This window comes from Myxococcus faecalis (assembly GCF_050039385.1).
Classification (GTDB): domain Bacteria; phylum Myxococcota; class Myxococcia; order Myxococcales; family Myxococcaceae; genus Myxococcus; species Myxococcus fulvus.
Window position 1 is genome coordinate 4756650 of record NZ_CP144336.1, and the last position, 16489, is coordinate 4773138.

Here is a 16489-nt window from a genome sequence, read left to right on the forward strand (position 1 = left end):
CCCTCGTGTCGCTGCCGCCGGACGAGGAAGAGGCGAACCTGGATGCCACGGCCACGCTGACGCGCGGACGGGCGGGTCAGGTGAAGATGGTGCTCCGGATCCTCTCGGGTCCGGACTCCGGCAAGGTGCATCCGCTCCGACAGGGCACGCACGTGGTGGGCAAGGCGCCCACGTGCGACATCGTCCTGGCGGACAAGGCCGTGTCCCGACAGCACCTGAGGCTGGAGGTGCATGACGAGCACGTGGTGGCCACGGACCTGGAATCGCACAACGGCTCGTTCTGCGAGCGGCTGCGCTTCACGTCCCTGGAGCTGCGCCCCGGCACCGTCATCACCCTGGGCACCACCGAGCTGAAGCTGATGCCCGAGGACACGCGCGAGCGCGCCGTCCTGCTGTCGGACAAGGACCACTTCGGGGCGCTCGTCGGGCAGAGCCGCAAGATGCGCGAGGCCTTCACGCTGCTGGAGCGGCTGGCCCCCGGCGGCGCGGACGTGCTCATCCAGGGCGAGACGGGCACGGGCAAGGACCTGTGCGCGGAGGCCATCCACCAGCAGAGCCCGCGCAAGAAGGGCCCGTTCGTCATCGTGGACCTGGCGGGCGTGCCGCCCACGCTCATCGAGAGCGAGCTGTTCGGCCACGTGAAGGGCGCGTTCACCAGCGCGCAGACGGACCGCGCGGGCGCCTTCGAGCGCGCCCAGGGCGGCACGGTGTTCCTGGACGAGGTGGGCGAGCTGCCCCTGGAGCTGCAGCCGCGCCTCTTGCGCGTGCTGGAGCGCCGGCAGGTCAAGCGCGTGGGCGCCAACGACTACATCTCCGTGAACATGCGCGTGGTGGCCGCCACGCACGTGAACCTGGAGCAGGCGGTGCAGCAGGGGAAGTTCCGGCGGGACTTGTTCCACCGGCTCGCGGTGCTGCGCGTGAGCCTGCCGCCCCTGCGCGAGCGCCCCGAGGACATCCCGGCGCTCATCGACCACATGCTCAAGCAGACGGGCCGGGCGCCCAGCGCGCTGTCGGTCCAGACGCGCGCGCTGCTGGCCCAGTACCCCTGGCCCGGCAACGTGCGCGAGCTGCGCAACGTGGTGGAGCAGGTGGTCAACCTGGGCGAGGAGGCCCTGCCGGAGCTGGAGTCCTCCGGCGAGGAGGGGGGCGCCAAGGTCGAGCTGGACCTCCCCTTCAAGGAAGCCAAGGAGCGCCTCATCGAGGGCTTCGAGCGCGACTACCTGAAAAATCTACTGGAGCGCTGCGAGGGGAACATCTCCCGGGCCGCCCGCGAGGCGGACATCGACCGTGTCTACTTGAAGAAACTGCTGCGCAAGCACGACCTGGATACGGGGCGGGACTCTTAACGCGGAGGGACTTTCGGGTTAGAGTGGGATGACCACGTACCCCTTTTGTCCCTGGAGGCCCCCCGTGCGCATCCCCCTCTCTCCGACCCTGGTGAGGACCCTTGAGCAGCCACGCGTCGACGTGACGCCGGCGCCGGGGGCCGCAGCATCCGGGACGGGCACGGCGGCGGCCCCCGAGGTGACGCCGGTGGAGGCGCCCACGGATGCGTACGGCGCGCAGGAGGCGCAGCTGAGCGAGTGGGTGCAGCGCTTCGGTGCACTGGCCAGCGCGGTGGGCACGGCGTCCGCCACCCAGCCCCAGCAGGTGGCCTGCGTGAGTGACTTGTCGTCCATGAAGGTGCCCCAGCTGGGCGGGCCCGCGGACGGCGCTTCGGTGCTCCAGCAGACCAAGGACTCCAACTGCGGGTCCGCGGTGGCGGTGATGCTGGGCAAGGACAAGGGCACCACGGGCGCGAAGCCGTCGACGGAGACGATGGACTCGCTCGAGTCGCGCTTCACCAACGGCGACGGGACGACGCCGCACGAGCTGTCGAACATGATTGCGCATGAGGGCGCGGCGGTGACGCAGGCCTCCGGCTCCTTCGACAAGAAGCTGATGGATGAAGCCCTGGCGCGCGACGGCAAGGCCGCGGTGCTGGTGGACTCCAACAAGGTGGACCCGAACGCGAAGGACGCGGGCAAGGGCCGCGCGCACTGGGTCACCGTCGATGGCAAGGACGCGCAGGGCAACTACACGGTGAAGGACCCGGGGACCGGCAAGAGCGTGAAGATGGACGCCGGGGCGCTCGAGGACGCGGTGGGCACCGCCTGGAGCGAGCACAACGGCGGCGGCATGCTCGTCGTCGAGAAGGCCGAGGGCACCACCGAGGCCGAGCGCGCGCAGCGCGGCGGCGAGATTGCCACGGCGCTGGGCAACTCCGATGGCGGCGGCTCCCGCAGGGGCGCCTTCGCCCGCGAGTCCTCCTGAGCGGAGGGCCTTACCTGGGCCGCGCGTCACGCTCGCCGCGAAGGCTGGCGGACTGACGCGCGGAGCGGGACCTGCGTCTCGAGCCGACCGCATGCCGGCGCGACGCCTCTGCTGAGCAGGCCGAGCTGGAGCCGCGCTGCCCCGCGCAATGCGCGGGCGGCGTGCTCCCGTTGCAAGGGGCACCCTCGTCACACGCGTGTCGGCGCGACGCCTCCCTCGCCCCGCGCCGGAGTGCACGACGCTCGGGCGATGTCCCTCGTGGGCGTCGCTCCTCAGACGTGGAGGTACTCCACGGCCTGGAGCCGGAGGAGCTGCTTCGCGAGCTCCTGCACGCGCTCCACCTCCGCGTCACCCAGTGGCTTTCGCAACGCGAGCTTCAAATCCGTGGAGGCGCGGAACAGGAGGTTGCGCACCTGCGCGTTGCTGAGCAGCGGGTTGAGCGTGCGCAGGTGCCCCACGAGCGAGCCCAGCTGCTGCAGCGTCAGCCCGGCCACCATCACCTGCGTGGCGCTGCCCTCGTCGGCGAAGCGCGCGACGGCGAGCTGGAGCGGGGACAGGAGCAGTGAGCGGGTGAAGGCCGGCTCGCACGACAGCTGGAGCCGGGCGCACTCGGACACCATCGGGCCGGCGTCGTGGCCCTCGATGACGGGCTGGATGCGGGCCGCGTCGTAGCGCGTGAGCACCGCCTCGTACGCCGCGCGGGCCTGCTTGCCCGGCTCGGAGCGCTGGAACACGTCGAAGGCGAGGTGGATCTCCTCGCGCAACAGCTCGAGCAGGTACGCGTCATCCACGTTCGCCGGCACCCCGAGCACCTCGGCCAGGAAGGCCCGGTCATCGGCCGTCCCGGCGGCCACGGCCCAGAACTCGAGCGTGACGGAGCTCTCGCTCATCATGATGGGCACCGTGACGACGCCCTGATGGCGCCCCGGAGCCTGCACGAACTGGGAGAGCTTGGCCTCCAGGTCCGCGTAGCCCCGCATCAGCCGGTCCATCACGGCGGCGCGCACCCTCGCGCGGCCCTCCCGCGAGGCCGGCGTCTCCTCGCGCGGCGCGCGCTCCGCGAGGTCCCGCTCGCGCGGAGCCTGGGCCGAAGTGGACTCACGCGCGGGCTGCTGCGGCGTCGGAGGCGCCTGCTGCTCGGCGCGCGTGGACGGCTGCGGCTGCGTCGCAGGCGTGGGCGTCGCCACCTGCGCGGGCTTCGCCGCCATGCCCGTGGAGGTGCCCGTCGGGGGCGCGGTGCCGAGCGCCTCCGCGCCGCCCTGGGTGAAGCCCTCGAGCCCGCCGGAGCCGCCGCGCTGGGCGCCGGCATCCATCCCGTCGCGGTGGACGCCGCCCTGCGCGCCCTGCTGCGCCTGCTCACCCTCGGCGGGGCGGGCCCCGGTCTTCCCACCCGTCGCGGGCTTGCCTCCGGTGCCCTTCGCCTGGGTGGACTTGTCCGACTTCTTCGCCTCCGCGGGCTTCGCCTGCTCTCGCGCCGCCTCCTCCCTCGCGGACCGAGGGGGGACTCCGGGGCGGGGGGCATTCGGCGGGAGGCGGACGCTCATGGAGGGGACACGGCCGGCGCGCGCGGCGCCGGTGGGACTCAGGTGAGGTTCTTCAAGCGGACGACCAGGTTGCTGTCACCACTGCCCAGCGTGCTCGCGTCGTCGGTGGGGATGACATAACCCTGGTCCGCGCCGACGTGCTTGCGGAAGAAGTCTACCACCGCCGGGTCCTTCACCTCCGAGGTGGTGGTCTTCTTGATGCCATACACCGACCCGTCCTCACCTCGGGCCTTCACGGCGTCGGGCGCGGAGGAGAGCAGGTTCTCCAGGGTCCCGGACGTCCGGCCGCCGCTGGCGGGCTGCATCGTCATCGCGGTGTTGTGCCCCTCGATGTAGCTGACGTCGTAGTAGGTCTTCCCGAAGCCACCGTCGAACTTCACCTCACCGAGCGTGGCGTTCTTGCCGTCGCCCGACGTGCTGCGGAAGTTGCCCGACCACCCCTCGGGGAACTTCACCGTGCGGTTCTCGCCCGGCTGGAGGGTGACCGGGTCCACCGCCTTCTCCCCCGCGTTGGGCGTGAACTGGATGGTCATCGGCTTGTCGCCGTCGTTGTGCAGCGACAGCGTGTTGCCGTCCTTCTTCGCGCCCTGCGAGTCGGAGACCTTCTGCTTCGCGCCGACCGCCTCCGCGGGCTGTCCGGGGGACGGGGCCGCGGCCTTGCCCGAAGGCGACGGCGCCTCGGCGCCGATGCTCGGGACCTGCGGGGACGGGGCCGCGGCGGAGGTCTCGGCGCAGCCCGCGAGCGCGCCCGGCCCCTGCGCGCCACCCAGCGGAGGCACGCCCGTGCCGCCCTGCCCCTGCGCGCCGCTCAGCGGGGGCACGCCCGTGCCGCCCTGCCCCTGCGCGCCACCGAGCACCTGCGCCAGCTCATTGAGGACCTCCAGCTGCGAGGCGAGCACCTTCACCAGCTTCTGGAGTCCCTCCGCGCTCTTGAGGCCCCCGCCCACCTCGAAGCCGTCCTTCTGGAAGAGGGACTGGGCGGAGGGCGCGTTCATCGGCGTCGGCCGCGCCGCCTGCGACACCGACTCGGCGCGGGACGACAGCGAGGGGGCGACAGGGGAGACGGCGGAGCGGGAGATGGGGGAGAGCGCCATGACGAGGTCCTCGGGGGCTGGGCTGCGAGGGCTGAGCCAGGTCAGCCGATGCAGGTGCCTTGAGCACGAGGTGTGCCAGGGTCGGTGACTCGCCAAGCCCCTGGAATCACAGAGGAGGTCCGCGACTCCGGGGGCCGAGGCCGGCGCGCTCCTGGTGACCGCCGTCGAGGGCCTGATGACGGGGGTCATCAGGGCGGCGGCCACCGGGCGACGGCTACTTCAGGCGCAGCACGTACGCCTCGAGGAACACCGTGGGCAGGTTCATGTCGCCCTCGGGCTCGCGCACGTAGCCGCGGGACATGTACATGCGGGCGACGCCGACGGCGCCCCGGCGCACGTGCAGACACACCGCGTCCACGCCCCAGCGCCGGGCCAGGGCCTCGGCGGCATCGAGCAGCGGCCGGGCCAGGCCGGTGCCATGCACCTTCACCGCGGTGGCCAGCCCACGCAGGTCCGCCGCGCGAGGCAGCCACGCCTCCGAGCCCGGCGCGCCGGGAGGAAAGAGGGCCACGGTGCCGACGACCTCGCCATCGAGCTCCGCCACCAGGAGCGAGGCGATCTTCCGCCGAGCCGCCACGTCGCGCAGCTCGCGCTTGCGCTCCTCCGTGTAGACCACCTCCGGCAGCTTCTTCGCGTACTGGGTGGTGAAGGCCTCGACCAGCAGCTCTCCCACCGCCACATCATCCTCGGGCCGTATCTCTCGGATGAGGGCCCGCCCCACCACGTCCTGGGTGCTCATGCCCGCAGCCATTACCACGCGTGGCGCGTCACTGTCTGGGGCGCGTCCGACGACGCACCGCGAGTCCTCCGCCCTCTCACGGCGCCGACCTCGTCGAGCTTGAGCCCGGCGCCGGTGGGCATCGCCACCTGGAAGACGCGGTGCCTCGCGAAGCGCGCTTCGCGTCTGTGCACCGGCTTGCTCACTTCGCGCGTCCCGGGGGTTGTCATCCCGCCGGGTTGCGCCCGGCACACCCTTTGCCCTGGGGCCACGCCACCATGAACTTGAGCTCGTTGCGTCACGGCCTCCTGAGCGGACTCGTCGCCCTGCCCCTCCTCGCCCGAGCCCAGGGGGACACCAGCCCCCCACCGCGCCCCTCCGGGCACGCGCCCTCCAACCTCGAGTCCCGGAACTGGGCGGTGAACGTCGGGGCGCGAGGCCACTCCTGGAGTTTCGACCGGACACGGGCCGAGTTCCCCCTCCTCATGGTGAGCATGGAGCATCAGCCCTTCCGGCACCTGTCGTTCTTCGGCGGCACCCACTTCGGCCCGGACATCAACCTCGTGGGCGCGCAGGTGGGCAGCCGCGTCTTCTTCGGCGAGACGTTCCAGGAAGGTGTCTTCGTCGCGGCGCAGGCGAGCTACACCCTGTTCACCGTGGGCGACGACACGTTCGGCAGTCGCAGCTCCTTCGGCGGGCTCGTGGGTTACTCCCATCCACTGAGCACCCGGTGGCACCTGTCGCTCGGCGTGGGCGTCCAGTCCACGCGGACACGCAGGACGACCTATCCACCTCCGATCCTGCTCTGCCCCTTCGGGATGTGCAGCCCCGCCGCCGCGCCGCGGACCGAATCGTGGGAGGCCGAGGAGCCCCTCGTCCAGTTGGGCACGTCGTTCCGGTTCTGAGGTGTGCCTCAGAGATAGTCGCCGATGAGCCACGGCAGCTTCTCGCCCAGCCGCTGCAGCAGTCCCCGGCGGCGCCAGCCGTCCCAGTGGATTTCGCGCGAGTGGAGCATGTCCTTCTCGAACGCCGCGGCGAGCGACGCGGCCAGCGCCGGGTCCTCCACCACCAGCGAGCACTCGTCCGAGGTGCTCAGCGCCAGCGGGTCCAGGTTCGTCGAGCCCACCACGGACAGGTCCTCGTCCACGAGCATCGTCTTGGAGTGCATCATCGACAGCTCGTACTCCCAGATGCGCACCCCTCCCTCGAGCAGCCTCGCGTAGGACGCGCGCTGCGCGGCGTGCACCGGCGCGATGTCGTGATGTCGCCCGGGCACGAGCACGCGCACGTCCACGCCCTGCTTCACCTTCTCCAGCAGCATGTCGCCGATGGCGTCGGAGGGGATGAAGTACGAGTTTGAAATCCAGAGGCGTCGCCTCGCGGCGGCGATGGTGAGCAGCGTCATGCGGCGCGCGTCGGAGAGGAAGCGGTTCTGCGTGCTCGCGACGAAGCCCGCGCGGGCCGCACCTCGGGAGGCGAGCTCCGGGAAGGCCTCGGGTGGAAGGAAGTCTCCGCCCGCCTCCTGCCAGTTCTGCGCGAAGGCCACCTGCATCTCGCGCACGGCGGGCCCCTCGGCGCGCACGCTCATGTCGCGCCAGTACTCCGGCCCCTCCGCGTCGCCGAGCCAGCTGCGCCAGATGCCGAAGCCCCCGGTGACGCCGACCTCGCCATCGCGCACCACCAGCTTGCGGTGCAGACGCGTCTTGATGCGCGCGGCGTCGAGCGAGGGCATGGCGCCCTGGATGGGACGGAAGATGCGCACCTCGCAGCCCGCGTTCGCGAGCGCGATGCCCACGGAGTCGAAGTTGACGCTGCCCAGCGGGTCCACGAGCACGCGGCACGCGACCCCAGGCTGTCGCTCCCGCAGCGCGCGCACCAGCCGCTCCGAGGGCTCACCCGGGCGCCAGATGTAGCTGGCGATGTGGATGCTGGAGCGCGCGGCGCGAATCTCCTCGTCGAGCACGTCGAAGACCCGGCCGTTCTCCACCAGCTCCACGAGGTGGCCGGGCGTGAGCGCGACGCCGAGCGACTGGAAGAAGGCCAGCGAGCGCGTCTCATCCGCCGCGGTGGGCAGCGCGCGCAGCCGGAGGTCGTGCCGATGATTCGGAGCAGGGCACCCGGCGACGAGCAACGCGACGAGCACGGAGCAGGCCAGCTTCACCTTGGGAAGCTAATGGCGCTCCCCTGTCGCGGCACCTGTCTGGTGACACCGAGCGCACGCGCACGGCGTCCACCGGACAACACCCGGGCGCGAGGACAGTGTGTGACGCACGTCACTCGGCCCCGGAACGAGGTGGAGCGGGTGCATCCACGTGAGCACCCTCCCGTTCTTCCTCACGGCCCGAGCGCGCATGTCACGACATCTCGTCCTCTTGAGCACCTGGCTCCTCGTGGGCGCGAGCCTCGTCGCGCCCCGTGAGTCCCGCGCCGATGTCCCGCTGAGAGCCTCTCGGCTGGAGCCCACCACCCCGCCTCCGCTCGGCGCGAGCAGCACGTACCAGCCCACCCGTCCCGAGGACGCGCCCCTCTCCACGGGCGCCTGGGTCGCGCACGGCGGCCTCGCGCTGCTACCGCTCACCGGCATCTGGGGCGCAACCCGCGTCGGCGGGGACACACGCCTGGGCGCCACGAGCGCGCAGACGGCCACGGGGATGCTCGGGGGCTACCTGCCCTCGCGCCTGCTCTTCTTCCGCCCCGCCACGCCGGGCAGCGGACGCTTCATGGACCTGGAGGTCGCGGCCGTCGGCGGAGGCCTCCTGCTCACCCCGCCCCTCGCCGCGCTCGGGACCTGGGGCCTGGGCGAGCTCGCGTTCGGCCGCAGCGAGGACAGGGCCGACGCCTACGTCGGAGCCCTCGCTGGCGCCGCCGCGGGCACCCTCCTGGCCGCCGCCGTCGACGGCCTGCTGACGAAGCTCTCCGAGCCCAGCACCCGCCTCCAGGCCGTGCGCCAGCTCATCGCCCTGGCCTTCGTCGGCTCCGGCGCGACGCTCGGCTACCAGTGGGCCGGCGGCGGTCCCCGCTCGCACCAACCCACGCGATAGTTACAAGCGCGCCGCAATCCCTCTCCAATCCAGGATGTCTCACCGGCGCGCGTTGTGCGTGTCTCACCAGCAAAGCCACACGCGCAGAGATGTTCTCAATTTCTTAGTTGTCATTAATTACACCCAGCGCCATTCTTGCCGGGCCGTACGGACACGCTGTCTGGAGACACACCCCAATGAAGGCTCTCAAGCACCTCCGCGTTGCCGTCGTCTTCACCGCCGCCGCCGCTGTCTTCGGTGTCACCACGGGTTTCACCACCGAGCCCGCCCCGAAGTCCGAGTGCGCGCCGTTCTGTTACAAGCACCCCATCACCGGCCAGCTCATCTGCACGGCGCCCTGCCCGTAGTCCCCACGCCCTCGCGCGTGGAATAGGAAGGGGCCCGGTCCGCGGAAACGCTCGCGGGCGGGCCCCTTTTCACCAGACACGGCTCGGCGCCAGGTGGCGCATTACTCCGTGCGCATCGCCTCCACCGGGTCCAGCTTCGCGGCGCGAGCGGCCGGATAGATTCCGAAGCCCAGGCCCACGCCGCTGCTCATCGCCAGCGACAGGCCAATGGCCCAGCCCGGCACCTCGGTGGGCAGGCCCAGCACCCAGCGCGCCAGGTGCGCCAGCCCCACCCCCAGCGCCACGCCGAGCAGGCCGCCCGCCAGGGACAGCACCACCGCCTCCGTGGCGAACTGCGCCAGGATGCGCCGCTTCTTCGCGCCCAGCGCCTTGCGGATGCCAATCTCCCGCGTCCGCTCCGTCACGGCCACCAGCATGATGTTCAGGATGCCGATGCCGCCCACCAGCAGCGACAAGAGGCACACGCCGAAGCTGGCCACCGAAATCACCTGCGAGATGTTGTTGAACATCTCCGTGGAGCTCTCGTTGGAGAACACGAAGAAGTCATCCGGCTCCAGCGGCTTGAGGTTGTGACGCCGGCGCATCAGCACCGTCACCTCGTCCTGCGCGCGCTTGACGACCTCCGCGGACGTCGCCTGGATGCTCACCCGGAAGTCGCGCACGCCGAACAGCGGACGGAAGGCCGTCAGCGGCGTCATCACCTGGTTGTCCTGGCCGCTGCCGCCCAGGAAGCCGCCCTTGCGCTTGAGCACGCCCACCACGATGAAGTTGCGCCCCTTCAGGCGGAACGACTGGCCCAGCGGGTCCAGCGAGGGCCACAGCGTCTCCGCCAGGTCCGGGCCGATGACCGCCACCCGCCTGCCATCCAGGTACTCCGTCTGCGTGAAGGCGCGCCCGTGCGCCACCACCACGGAGTTCGTCTGGAAGTACTCCGGCGTCCCCGACCACACGCTCACGTTCGCCCGCGACTCGCGCAGCTGCGTGGACGCCTTCAGGCCACCGGACGAGTCCTCCCCCGCGGCCGTCAGCACCGAAGGCAGCTCGCGGATGGCCTCCAGGTCCTCATGCGTGAAGCGCGGCCGGCGCGACAGCTCCGCCAGCGACAGGTTGCCCGCGCCGAAGGGCAGCCGCTGCACCTGGAAGCAGTTGGCGCCCAGCTCCGACAGGTTCTCGTTCACCTGGATTCGCAGGCCCTCGATGAGACCCATCATCGACACCACCGTGGTGGCGCCGATGACGATGCCCAGCAGCGTCAGGAAGGAGCGCAGCGGGTTGGAGACGAACGTCCCGAACGCCAGCCGCAAGGTGTCCAGCAAGGCCATCATGGGCAGTCGTCCTCAGTCGTGGCGGAGCGCTTCCACCGGGTCCAGGTTCGCCGCGCGCGCCGCGGGCCAGATGCCGAACAGCAGGCCCACCATCGCCGCGAACCCCACGCCGCCCGCCACCGTCAACGGCTCCACCGTCGCGGCCAGCGGCGTGATGAACGACACCGTCTTCGCCAGCCCCAACCCCACCACCGTCCCCAGCGTCCCGCCCACCGCGGACACGCTGGCCGCCTCCATCAGGAACTGGATGATGATGGTGCGCTTCTTGGCCCCCAGCGCGCGGCGCACGCCGATCTCCCGCGTCCGCTCGCGCACCGACACCAGCATGATGTTCATGATGCCGATGCCTCCCACCAGCAGGGTAATCAGCCCCACGCCCGTGGCCGCGCCGTAGAGCGCGCCGGTGAGCTGCGCGTACATGTTGGCCAGCTGCTCCGGCCGGTTGATGGCGAAGTCGTCCTTCGCCTCCGGCGGCGTCCTGCGCTCACGCCGCAGCGCCACGGTGAGCTGGTCCTGCACCTTGAGCACGTTGTCCGGCGAGTCCACCGACACCGCGATGTTGGGCGAGTTGCGCTTGCCGAAGTCCGCCTGGAAGGTGCGGAAGGGCACCACCACCACCGTGTCCTGGTTCTCCCCCAGGATGGTGCCCTTGGCCTCCAGCGAGCCCACCACGCGGTAGGGCTTGGAGCCCAGGATGATGCGGTGGCCCACCGGGTCCAGGCCCGGGAACAGCGTGCGCGCCAGCTCCGCGCCGATGACCGCCACCTGCGCCCGGTTGTCCACGTCCGCCTCCGTCAGGAAGCGGCCCTTGTCCACCGTGAACGAGGAGATGATGGCGTAGTCCGCCGTGGTCCCCAGCGCCGTCACCGACGCCATGCGCCGCTCCAGGAAGCGCGCCTCCACCCGGTCGTAGTAGAGCGGAGCGGCGGCCACCACGTGCTCGGAGGCCTGGAGGATGGGCTCCACCAGGTCCGCCGACAGGTTCTTCCGGTTGCGGTACTCCCACCAGTCTCCACGCATGGTCCAGGGGAACTTGGACACCTGGAGCGTGTTCGCGCCGATTTGCGCGAGCTGGTCCGCGAAGGACTGGTTGATTCCCTGGATGATGCCGACGATGGCCAGCAGCGTGCACACGCCCACGCCAATGCCCACCGTCGTCAGCACCGTGCGCAGCCGGTTGGCCCGCAGGGAGAACAGCGCGATGCGCCCTCCCTCCCACACGTCGACCCTGAAGCTCACGTGAAACCCTCTCGCGCCGGTGGGTGGCGCCGCACCGTTGGCCTGCCCCGGTAGAACGCCCTACGCCGGACGAGGTCGGGTGATTGCACGGAAGTTTTCAGCCCGCCACCTGCTTCCACCCGCGCGCGAGCACAACCACCGCCCGCGCGACTTCTTCCTGGGTGGTGTCCGGTCCGAGGGACAAGCGCACCGCCCCCAGGGCGTCCGCTTCCGGGATTCCCATGGCCCGGAGCACGGGCGACGCCGTCTCGCCCCCGTCATGGCACGCCGAGCCGGTGGACGCGGCCACCTCCGGCGTCGCCGCCAGCACCGCCCCACCCCGAACCCCGGGAAAGCGGACGTTGAGCGTGTTGGGCAGCCGCTCGGCGTCCTGCCCGCTCAGGGCCAGCCCCGGCACCGCGTCTCGCAGTCCGGTCCACAGCCGCTCGCGCAGCGCGAGCAGCGCCTGGGTGCCCTGGGCGAGCCGCCGGCCCGCCAGCTCACACGCGACGCCCAGCCCCACGGCGTATGGGACGTTCTCCGTGCCGGGCCTCAGCCCCCGCTCCTGCCCGCCGCCGAGCGTGACGGCCCGGAGCGGCGTGCCCTGTCGCACGTACAGCGCGCCCACGCCCTTGGGGGCGCGCAGCTTGTGGCCCACCAGCGTGAGCAGGTCCACGCCGAGCGCCGTCACGTCCACCGGCACCTTGCCCACCGACTGCGCCGCGTCCGTGTGCACGCTGGCACCATGACGACGCGCGAGGGCCGCGAGGTCCGCCACCGGCTGCAGCACGCCCGTTTCGTTATTGGAGTGCATCAGTGACACGAGGGCGGTTTCGCCGCCCGCCGCGTCCAGCGCCTCGCGGGCGTCCTCCACGCGCACGCGCCCTTGTGCGTCCACGGGCAGCCACGTCACGCGCCAGCCGCGCCACTCGAGCGCGTCGCAGGGCAGCTTCGTGGCGGGGTGCTCGATGACGGAGGTGAGCAGGTGGCGCCGGTCCGCGCGGGCCTCGGCGGTGCCTCGGATGGCCAGGCTGTTGGCCTCCGTGCCGCCGGAGGTGAAGAGCACCTCGTCGGGCCTCGCGCCGATGAGCGCGGCGACCTTGCAGCGGGCCTCCTCCAGCGCCGCGTGGGCACGACGGCCGTACGCGTGGCCGCTGGAGGGGTTGCCGAAGTGCTCGCGCAGGTAAGGCAGCATGGCCTCCACCACCTCCGGGTCCACGGGGGTGGTGGCGTTGTGGTCCAGGTACAGCGGGCGCTCGGGGCTCATGGCCCCGCAGGATTACGGCAGCACCGTCACCGTGTCTCCCTCCAGGCGCACCGGGAAGGACACGGTGTTGGGGTGGACCGTCCCCTCGTCAACGATGTCGCGCGTGTCCACGCTGACCTGGAAGGTGTAGGTGCCGTCCGGCACGTCCGTGACGTCCACCCACTGGCACGGCACGTCGAGCGAGTAGATGTCCGACCAGCCCGCGGAGATGCCCATCGGCTCGTAGTAGTTCCACGGCTCCGCGTCCGCGCAGTAGCTCTGCACGTCCACCAGCGCGTAGCCCTGCTTGCGGCCGGACATCACCTGGTTCCCCTGGGCGTCGCGCAGCTCGTACGCGGCGAAGTTCGACAGGTGGTGATGCCCATGGCACTCATCGAAGACATACATGTCCGGGTTCTCCTCGATGGGCGGGAAGATGGCGGCCTTGCTGCCCAGGTTCATGATGGACGTGCTGAAGCGCAGGAGCTTGCGGCGCCCCGGCGCAATCACGCACTGCTCCTGCACCTCGCAGGAGTCGGCGGCGAAGGTCTTCCAGGACACGTGCGCGGTGCGCTCGAGCACGTCCTGGTCCACGGTGAGGTCGGGCTTGCCGCTCACCGGGTCCAGGTTCAGGCCGCAGGACGTGGCGGCCATCAGGTGGGGAGGCTCCGCCGGCGACTTCGGCACGCGCCCTCCGGAGAAGACGGCCACGTCCCCGAGAGGACGCTCCAGCAGGTCCCCGGTCGGGATGGAGGCGACAATCAGGTCGTCGAAGCCGTCGCCGTTGAGGTCCCCGGGGCTCGCGGCGCTGTAGCGCCGGTAGTTCTCATAGCCGTTGGGAATGGTGTCGGCGCGAGGCCACGCCCAGACGGGGTGGAGCGACTGCGAGAGGTCCTCCTTGGGTGAGAAGAAGTAGAGCCGGCCCAGGGCGCCCAGCACGAAGTCCTGCCGGTGACCGTCGCCATCCACGTCCCCCACGGCCAGCAGGGGGCTGCCCATCGCCATGAAGGCCGGGTCCCCTTGCGTGGACCAGACGGCGGTCGGCGAGTAGGTCATCCCGTCGGACTCGGACAGGTGCACGGAGATGGGGCCGTTGTCCGCCATGGCGAGGACATCCCGGTGCCCGTCCCCATTCAGGTCCGGGAGCCAGTTGGCCAGGTTCGCGAAGGTCTCCTCGCGCAGGGGCTCGGCGGACAGGAGCCCCTCGCACGCGAACGTGCTGCCCGCCTTGCAGCCGAGGAAGTACCCGCGACCGCCCGTCTCCAGGCCCATGAGCACGTCGTCGGCGCCATCCGCGTTCAGGTCGCCCACCACCTCGATGAAGTAGTAGCCCGGGCGGGAGCTCACGAGGGTGTAGAGCCCCTCCTCCGAGCCCGGGGTCGCCCGATAGAAACGCTGTTCGGTGGAGCGATTGACGATGAGGTCGTCGCGCCCGTCTCCATCCAGGTCCGCGAGCACGCTGTTGAGGAACAGGCCGTTGCCCGGCGAGCGGAAGGCTGGCGCGGCCAGCATCGCCGTCAGGTCCGCCTGCCCCAGGAAGACCTGGCTGCCATAGCGCCCCTGGATGAGCAGGTCCGCGAACCCGTCCCCGTTCACCTCGCCCGTCTTCACGCGCAGGTTGGCCCCGGAGGTCTGCGGATGCGTGTTCGGCCAAGACAACCGCGCGGACGCGGCCTCGGTGGCGAAGTATGGGGGCTGTGCCGGGAAGATGTAGACGCCGCCGGGGTGGCGCGTGGCGCCGAGCAGGACCTGACAGGGCTGTGAGCCGACCACCAGGTCCTTCTGGCCATCGCCATTGAAGTCCGCGAGCGCCACCGAGCCGCCGAAGCACTCCCCCGCCTCGGTCATGGTGCCCTTCACCTGCCACAGCGGCGTCTCGGACAGCTCGGGGCCCGGCTCGGGCTCGGGCCTGGGGTCCGGGTCGTCACACCCCCCCAGGACAGCCAACAGCATGGAGGCCGATACGACGAAGGACAGACGCAACATGGTCGCTCCTCTCGAACGCTCCGGCGCAAGGCGCCCCCCGCCGGGAGTCGTGAGGCGCAAGAGGCTATGTCCGCCGTCGCGGCCCCGTTTGCGATGCTTGCCGGATGAAGGGCATCTGGCGCCCTACGTCTGCTCGCGAGGGCACAGCGTCAGCGCGTGGACATCCGAGCCCACGAGCACGCGCGAGTCATCCCAGCTCCACACCCCTTCGGTGCGGGCTGGCGCCGCGCCACCGAAGGTGGGCAGCACCGTCCACGGCAGGTCCACCAGGTGGCGGCCCCAGCGGCGCAGCACGTCCGCCAGCGCGTCGAGCGACTCGAGCGTGCCGGACTCCTCGTGCCCGTGTGGGCAATCGAAGTGGTAGTGCCAGGGCATCGCCTCCGTCGCGGGGTAGATGTGCAGCGTGGCGGACAAGCGCTCCTCCCGGGCTTCGTGACGCAGGTCTTCGATTCGCATCAGCGCTCCACCGTCAGCGCCAGCCCCTGCCCCACGCCGACACACAGCGAGGCGAGGCCCCTTCGCGCGCCCTGACGCCCCAGCTCGTGCACCAGCGTGGTGACGATGCGCGCCCCGCTGGAGCCCAGCGGATGCCCCAGCGCGATGGCGCCGCCGTTGACGTTGACCTTCTCCGACGGGAGCCTCAGCTCGCGCATGCACGCCAGGGCCTGCGCGGCGAAGGCCTCGTTGAGCTCCACCAGGTCCACGGAGTCCACGCTCCACCCCGCGCGCTCCAGCGCCGCGCGCGACGCGCCCACCGGCCCCATGCCCATGGTGCGCGGGTCCACGCCCACGCTCGCGCTGCTCACGAAGCGCGCCAGCGGCGTGGCGCCCGAGGACTTCAGCGCCGCCTCGCTCATGAGCAGCACCGCCGACGCGCCATCGTTCAGCGTGGAGGAGTTGCCCGCCGTCACGCTGCCTCCCGCGCGGAACGCGGCCTTCAAGCCGGACAGCCGCTCCAACGACGTGTCCGCGCGAGGCCCCTCGTCCACCTGGACACGCACGGGAGCCCCCTTCGCCTGGGGCACGTCCACGGCGATGAGCTCGCGAGCGAAGCGGCCCTCCGCCTGCGCGGCCACGGCCTTGCGGTGCGAGGCGAGCGCGAAGCCGTCCTGCGCCTCGCGGGCGATGCCCCACTGCTCGGCCACGTTCTCCGCCGTCTCGCCCATCTGCTCCAGCGGGAACAGGGCGGCGAGCCTCGGGTTCGGATAGCGCCAGCCCAGGGCGGTGTCCCACGCCTCCCACCTGCCGGAGGGGAAGCCGTCCTCGGGCTTGGGCATGGACCACGGCGCGCGCGTCATCGACTCCACGCCGCCGGCGAGCACGATGTCCGCCTCACCCAGCCGAATCATGCGGCAGCCCTGGATGATGGCCTCCAGTCCGCTGGCGCACAGGCGGTTGACGGTGACGCCGGGCACCGAGTGCGGCAGGCCCGCGAGCAGCAGCGACATGCGCGCCACGTTGCGGTTGTCCTCACCCGCCTGGTTCGCGCAGCCGAGGAACACCTCGTCGACGCGCGCGCCATCCAATGCGTTGCGCTCAAGCACCGCGCGCAGCACATGCGCGGCGAGGTCATCCGGCCGCACGCCCTTGAGCGCGCCTCGGAATCGACCGATGGGGGTACGGACCGCGTCGACGATGAAGGCCTCTGCCATGGGAA

Annotated in this window: 15 protein-coding genes; 5 read left to right on the forward strand and 10 right to left on the reverse strand. The window is 71.3% G+C overall.

What is annotated here, in order from left to right; translation table 11 throughout:
• Positions 1-5: 5 nt before the first annotated feature.
• Positions 6-1346: a sigma 54-interacting transcriptional regulator gene (locus tag VZQ01_RS18995; RefSeq protein WP_408888502.1), complete on the forward strand. Its 1341-nt coding sequence runs from the start codon at positions 6-8 to the stop codon at positions 1344-1346.
• Positions 1347-1410: 64 nt separating this feature from the next.
• Positions 1411-2313: a hypothetical protein gene (locus tag VZQ01_RS19000; protein WP_223784274.1), complete on the forward strand. Its 903-nt coding sequence runs from the start codon at positions 1411-1413 to the stop codon at positions 2311-2313.
• A 272-nt stretch (positions 2314-2585) separates the two neighbouring features.
• On the opposite strand, the gene VZQ01_RS19005 is transcribed toward VZQ01_RS19000, so the two are convergent.
• From VZQ01_RS19005 to VZQ01_RS19015, 3 genes are all read right to left on the reverse strand, one after another.
• A complete protein-coding gene (locus VZQ01_RS19005; protein ID WP_223784273.1) occupies positions 2586-3857 on the reverse strand; it encodes a hypothetical protein in 1272 nt (423 codons plus the stop codon).
• Positions 3858-3895: 38 nt separating this feature from the next.
• A complete protein-coding gene (locus tag VZQ01_RS19010; protein WP_426748581.1) occupies positions 3896-4951 on the reverse strand; it encodes a hypothetical protein in 1056 nt (351 codons plus the stop codon).
• Positions 4952-5165: 214 nt separating this feature from the next.
• Complete coding sequence (locus VZQ01_RS19015; RefSeq protein WP_426748582.1) at positions 5166-5690, reverse strand: GNAT family N-acetyltransferase; 525 nt, start codon at positions 5688-5690, stop codon at positions 5166-5168.
• A 464-nt stretch (positions 5691-6154) separates the two neighbouring features.
• Here VZQ01_RS19015 and VZQ01_RS19020 point away from each other — a divergent pair, with 464 nt between their 5' ends.
• Positions 6155-6574 carry a DUF3575 domain-containing protein gene (locus tag VZQ01_RS19020; RefSeq protein ID WP_426748583.1) on the forward strand — a complete coding sequence of 140 codons (420 nt, stop codon included), beginning with the start codon at positions 6155-6157 and terminating at the stop codon, positions 6572-6574.
• Positions 6575-6582: 8 nt separating this feature from the next.
• On the opposite strand, the gene VZQ01_RS19025 is transcribed toward VZQ01_RS19020, so the two are convergent.
• Positions 6583-7830: a phospholipase D-like domain-containing protein gene (locus VZQ01_RS19025; RefSeq protein WP_426748584.1), complete on the reverse strand. Its 1248-nt coding sequence runs from the start codon at positions 7828-7830 to the stop codon at positions 6583-6585.
• 151 nt (positions 7831-7981) lie between these two features.
• Between VZQ01_RS19025 and VZQ01_RS19030 the strand changes: the two genes are divergently transcribed.
• Together VZQ01_RS19030 and VZQ01_RS19035 are read left to right on the forward strand one after the other, a co-directional pair.
• Positions 7982-8710, forward strand: coding sequence for a hypothetical protein (locus tag VZQ01_RS19030; RefSeq protein WP_223749399.1), 729 nt, complete (start codon positions 7982-7984; stop codon positions 8708-8710).
• A 176-nt stretch (positions 8711-8886) separates the two neighbouring features.
• Entirely contained in the window at positions 8887-9057 is a 171-nt protein-coding gene (locus tag VZQ01_RS19035; protein WP_194869373.1) for a hypothetical protein, read from the forward strand.
• A 101-nt stretch (positions 9058-9158) separates the two neighbouring features.
• Here the strand turns inward: VZQ01_RS19035 and VZQ01_RS19040 are convergent, their stop codons facing one another.
• From VZQ01_RS19040 to VZQ01_RS19065, 6 genes are all read right to left on the reverse strand, one after another.
• Positions 9159-10382 carry an ABC transporter permease gene (locus VZQ01_RS19040; RefSeq protein ID WP_223749400.1) on the reverse strand — a complete coding sequence of 408 codons (1224 nt, stop codon included), beginning with the start codon at positions 10380-10382 and terminating at the stop codon, positions 9159-9161.
• 12 nt (positions 10383-10394) lie between these two features.
• Positions 10395-11621, reverse strand: a complete 1227-nt coding sequence (locus VZQ01_RS19045) for an ABC transporter permease (protein WP_223749401.1) — start codon at positions 11619-11621, stop codon at positions 10395-10397.
• Positions 11622-11718: 97 nt separating this feature from the next.
• The gene (locus VZQ01_RS19050; protein ID WP_426748585.1) at positions 11719-12867 is read right to left on the reverse strand and encodes a cysteine desulfurase family protein; all 1149 of its coding nucleotides are present in this window, start codon (positions 12865-12867) and stop codon (positions 11719-11721) included.
• A 12-nt stretch (positions 12868-12879) separates the two neighbouring features.
• Entirely contained in the window at positions 12880-14832 is a 1953-nt protein-coding gene (locus VZQ01_RS19055; protein WP_426748586.1) for a lysyl oxidase family protein, read from the reverse strand.
• Positions 14833-14955: 123 nt separating this feature from the next.
• On the reverse strand, positions 14956-15288 hold the full coding sequence (locus tag VZQ01_RS19060) for a hypothetical protein (RefSeq protein WP_223784266.1): 333 nt from the start codon (positions 15286-15288) through the stop codon (positions 14956-14958).
• Positions 15288-16484 carry a thiolase family protein gene (locus VZQ01_RS19065; protein WP_223749405.1) on the reverse strand — a complete coding sequence of 399 codons (1197 nt, stop codon included), beginning with the start codon at positions 16482-16484 and terminating at the stop codon, positions 15288-15290. Before VZQ01_RS19065 ends, VZQ01_RS19060 begins: the two co-directional genes overlap by 1 nt.
• Positions 16485-16489: the final 5 nt, after the last annotated feature.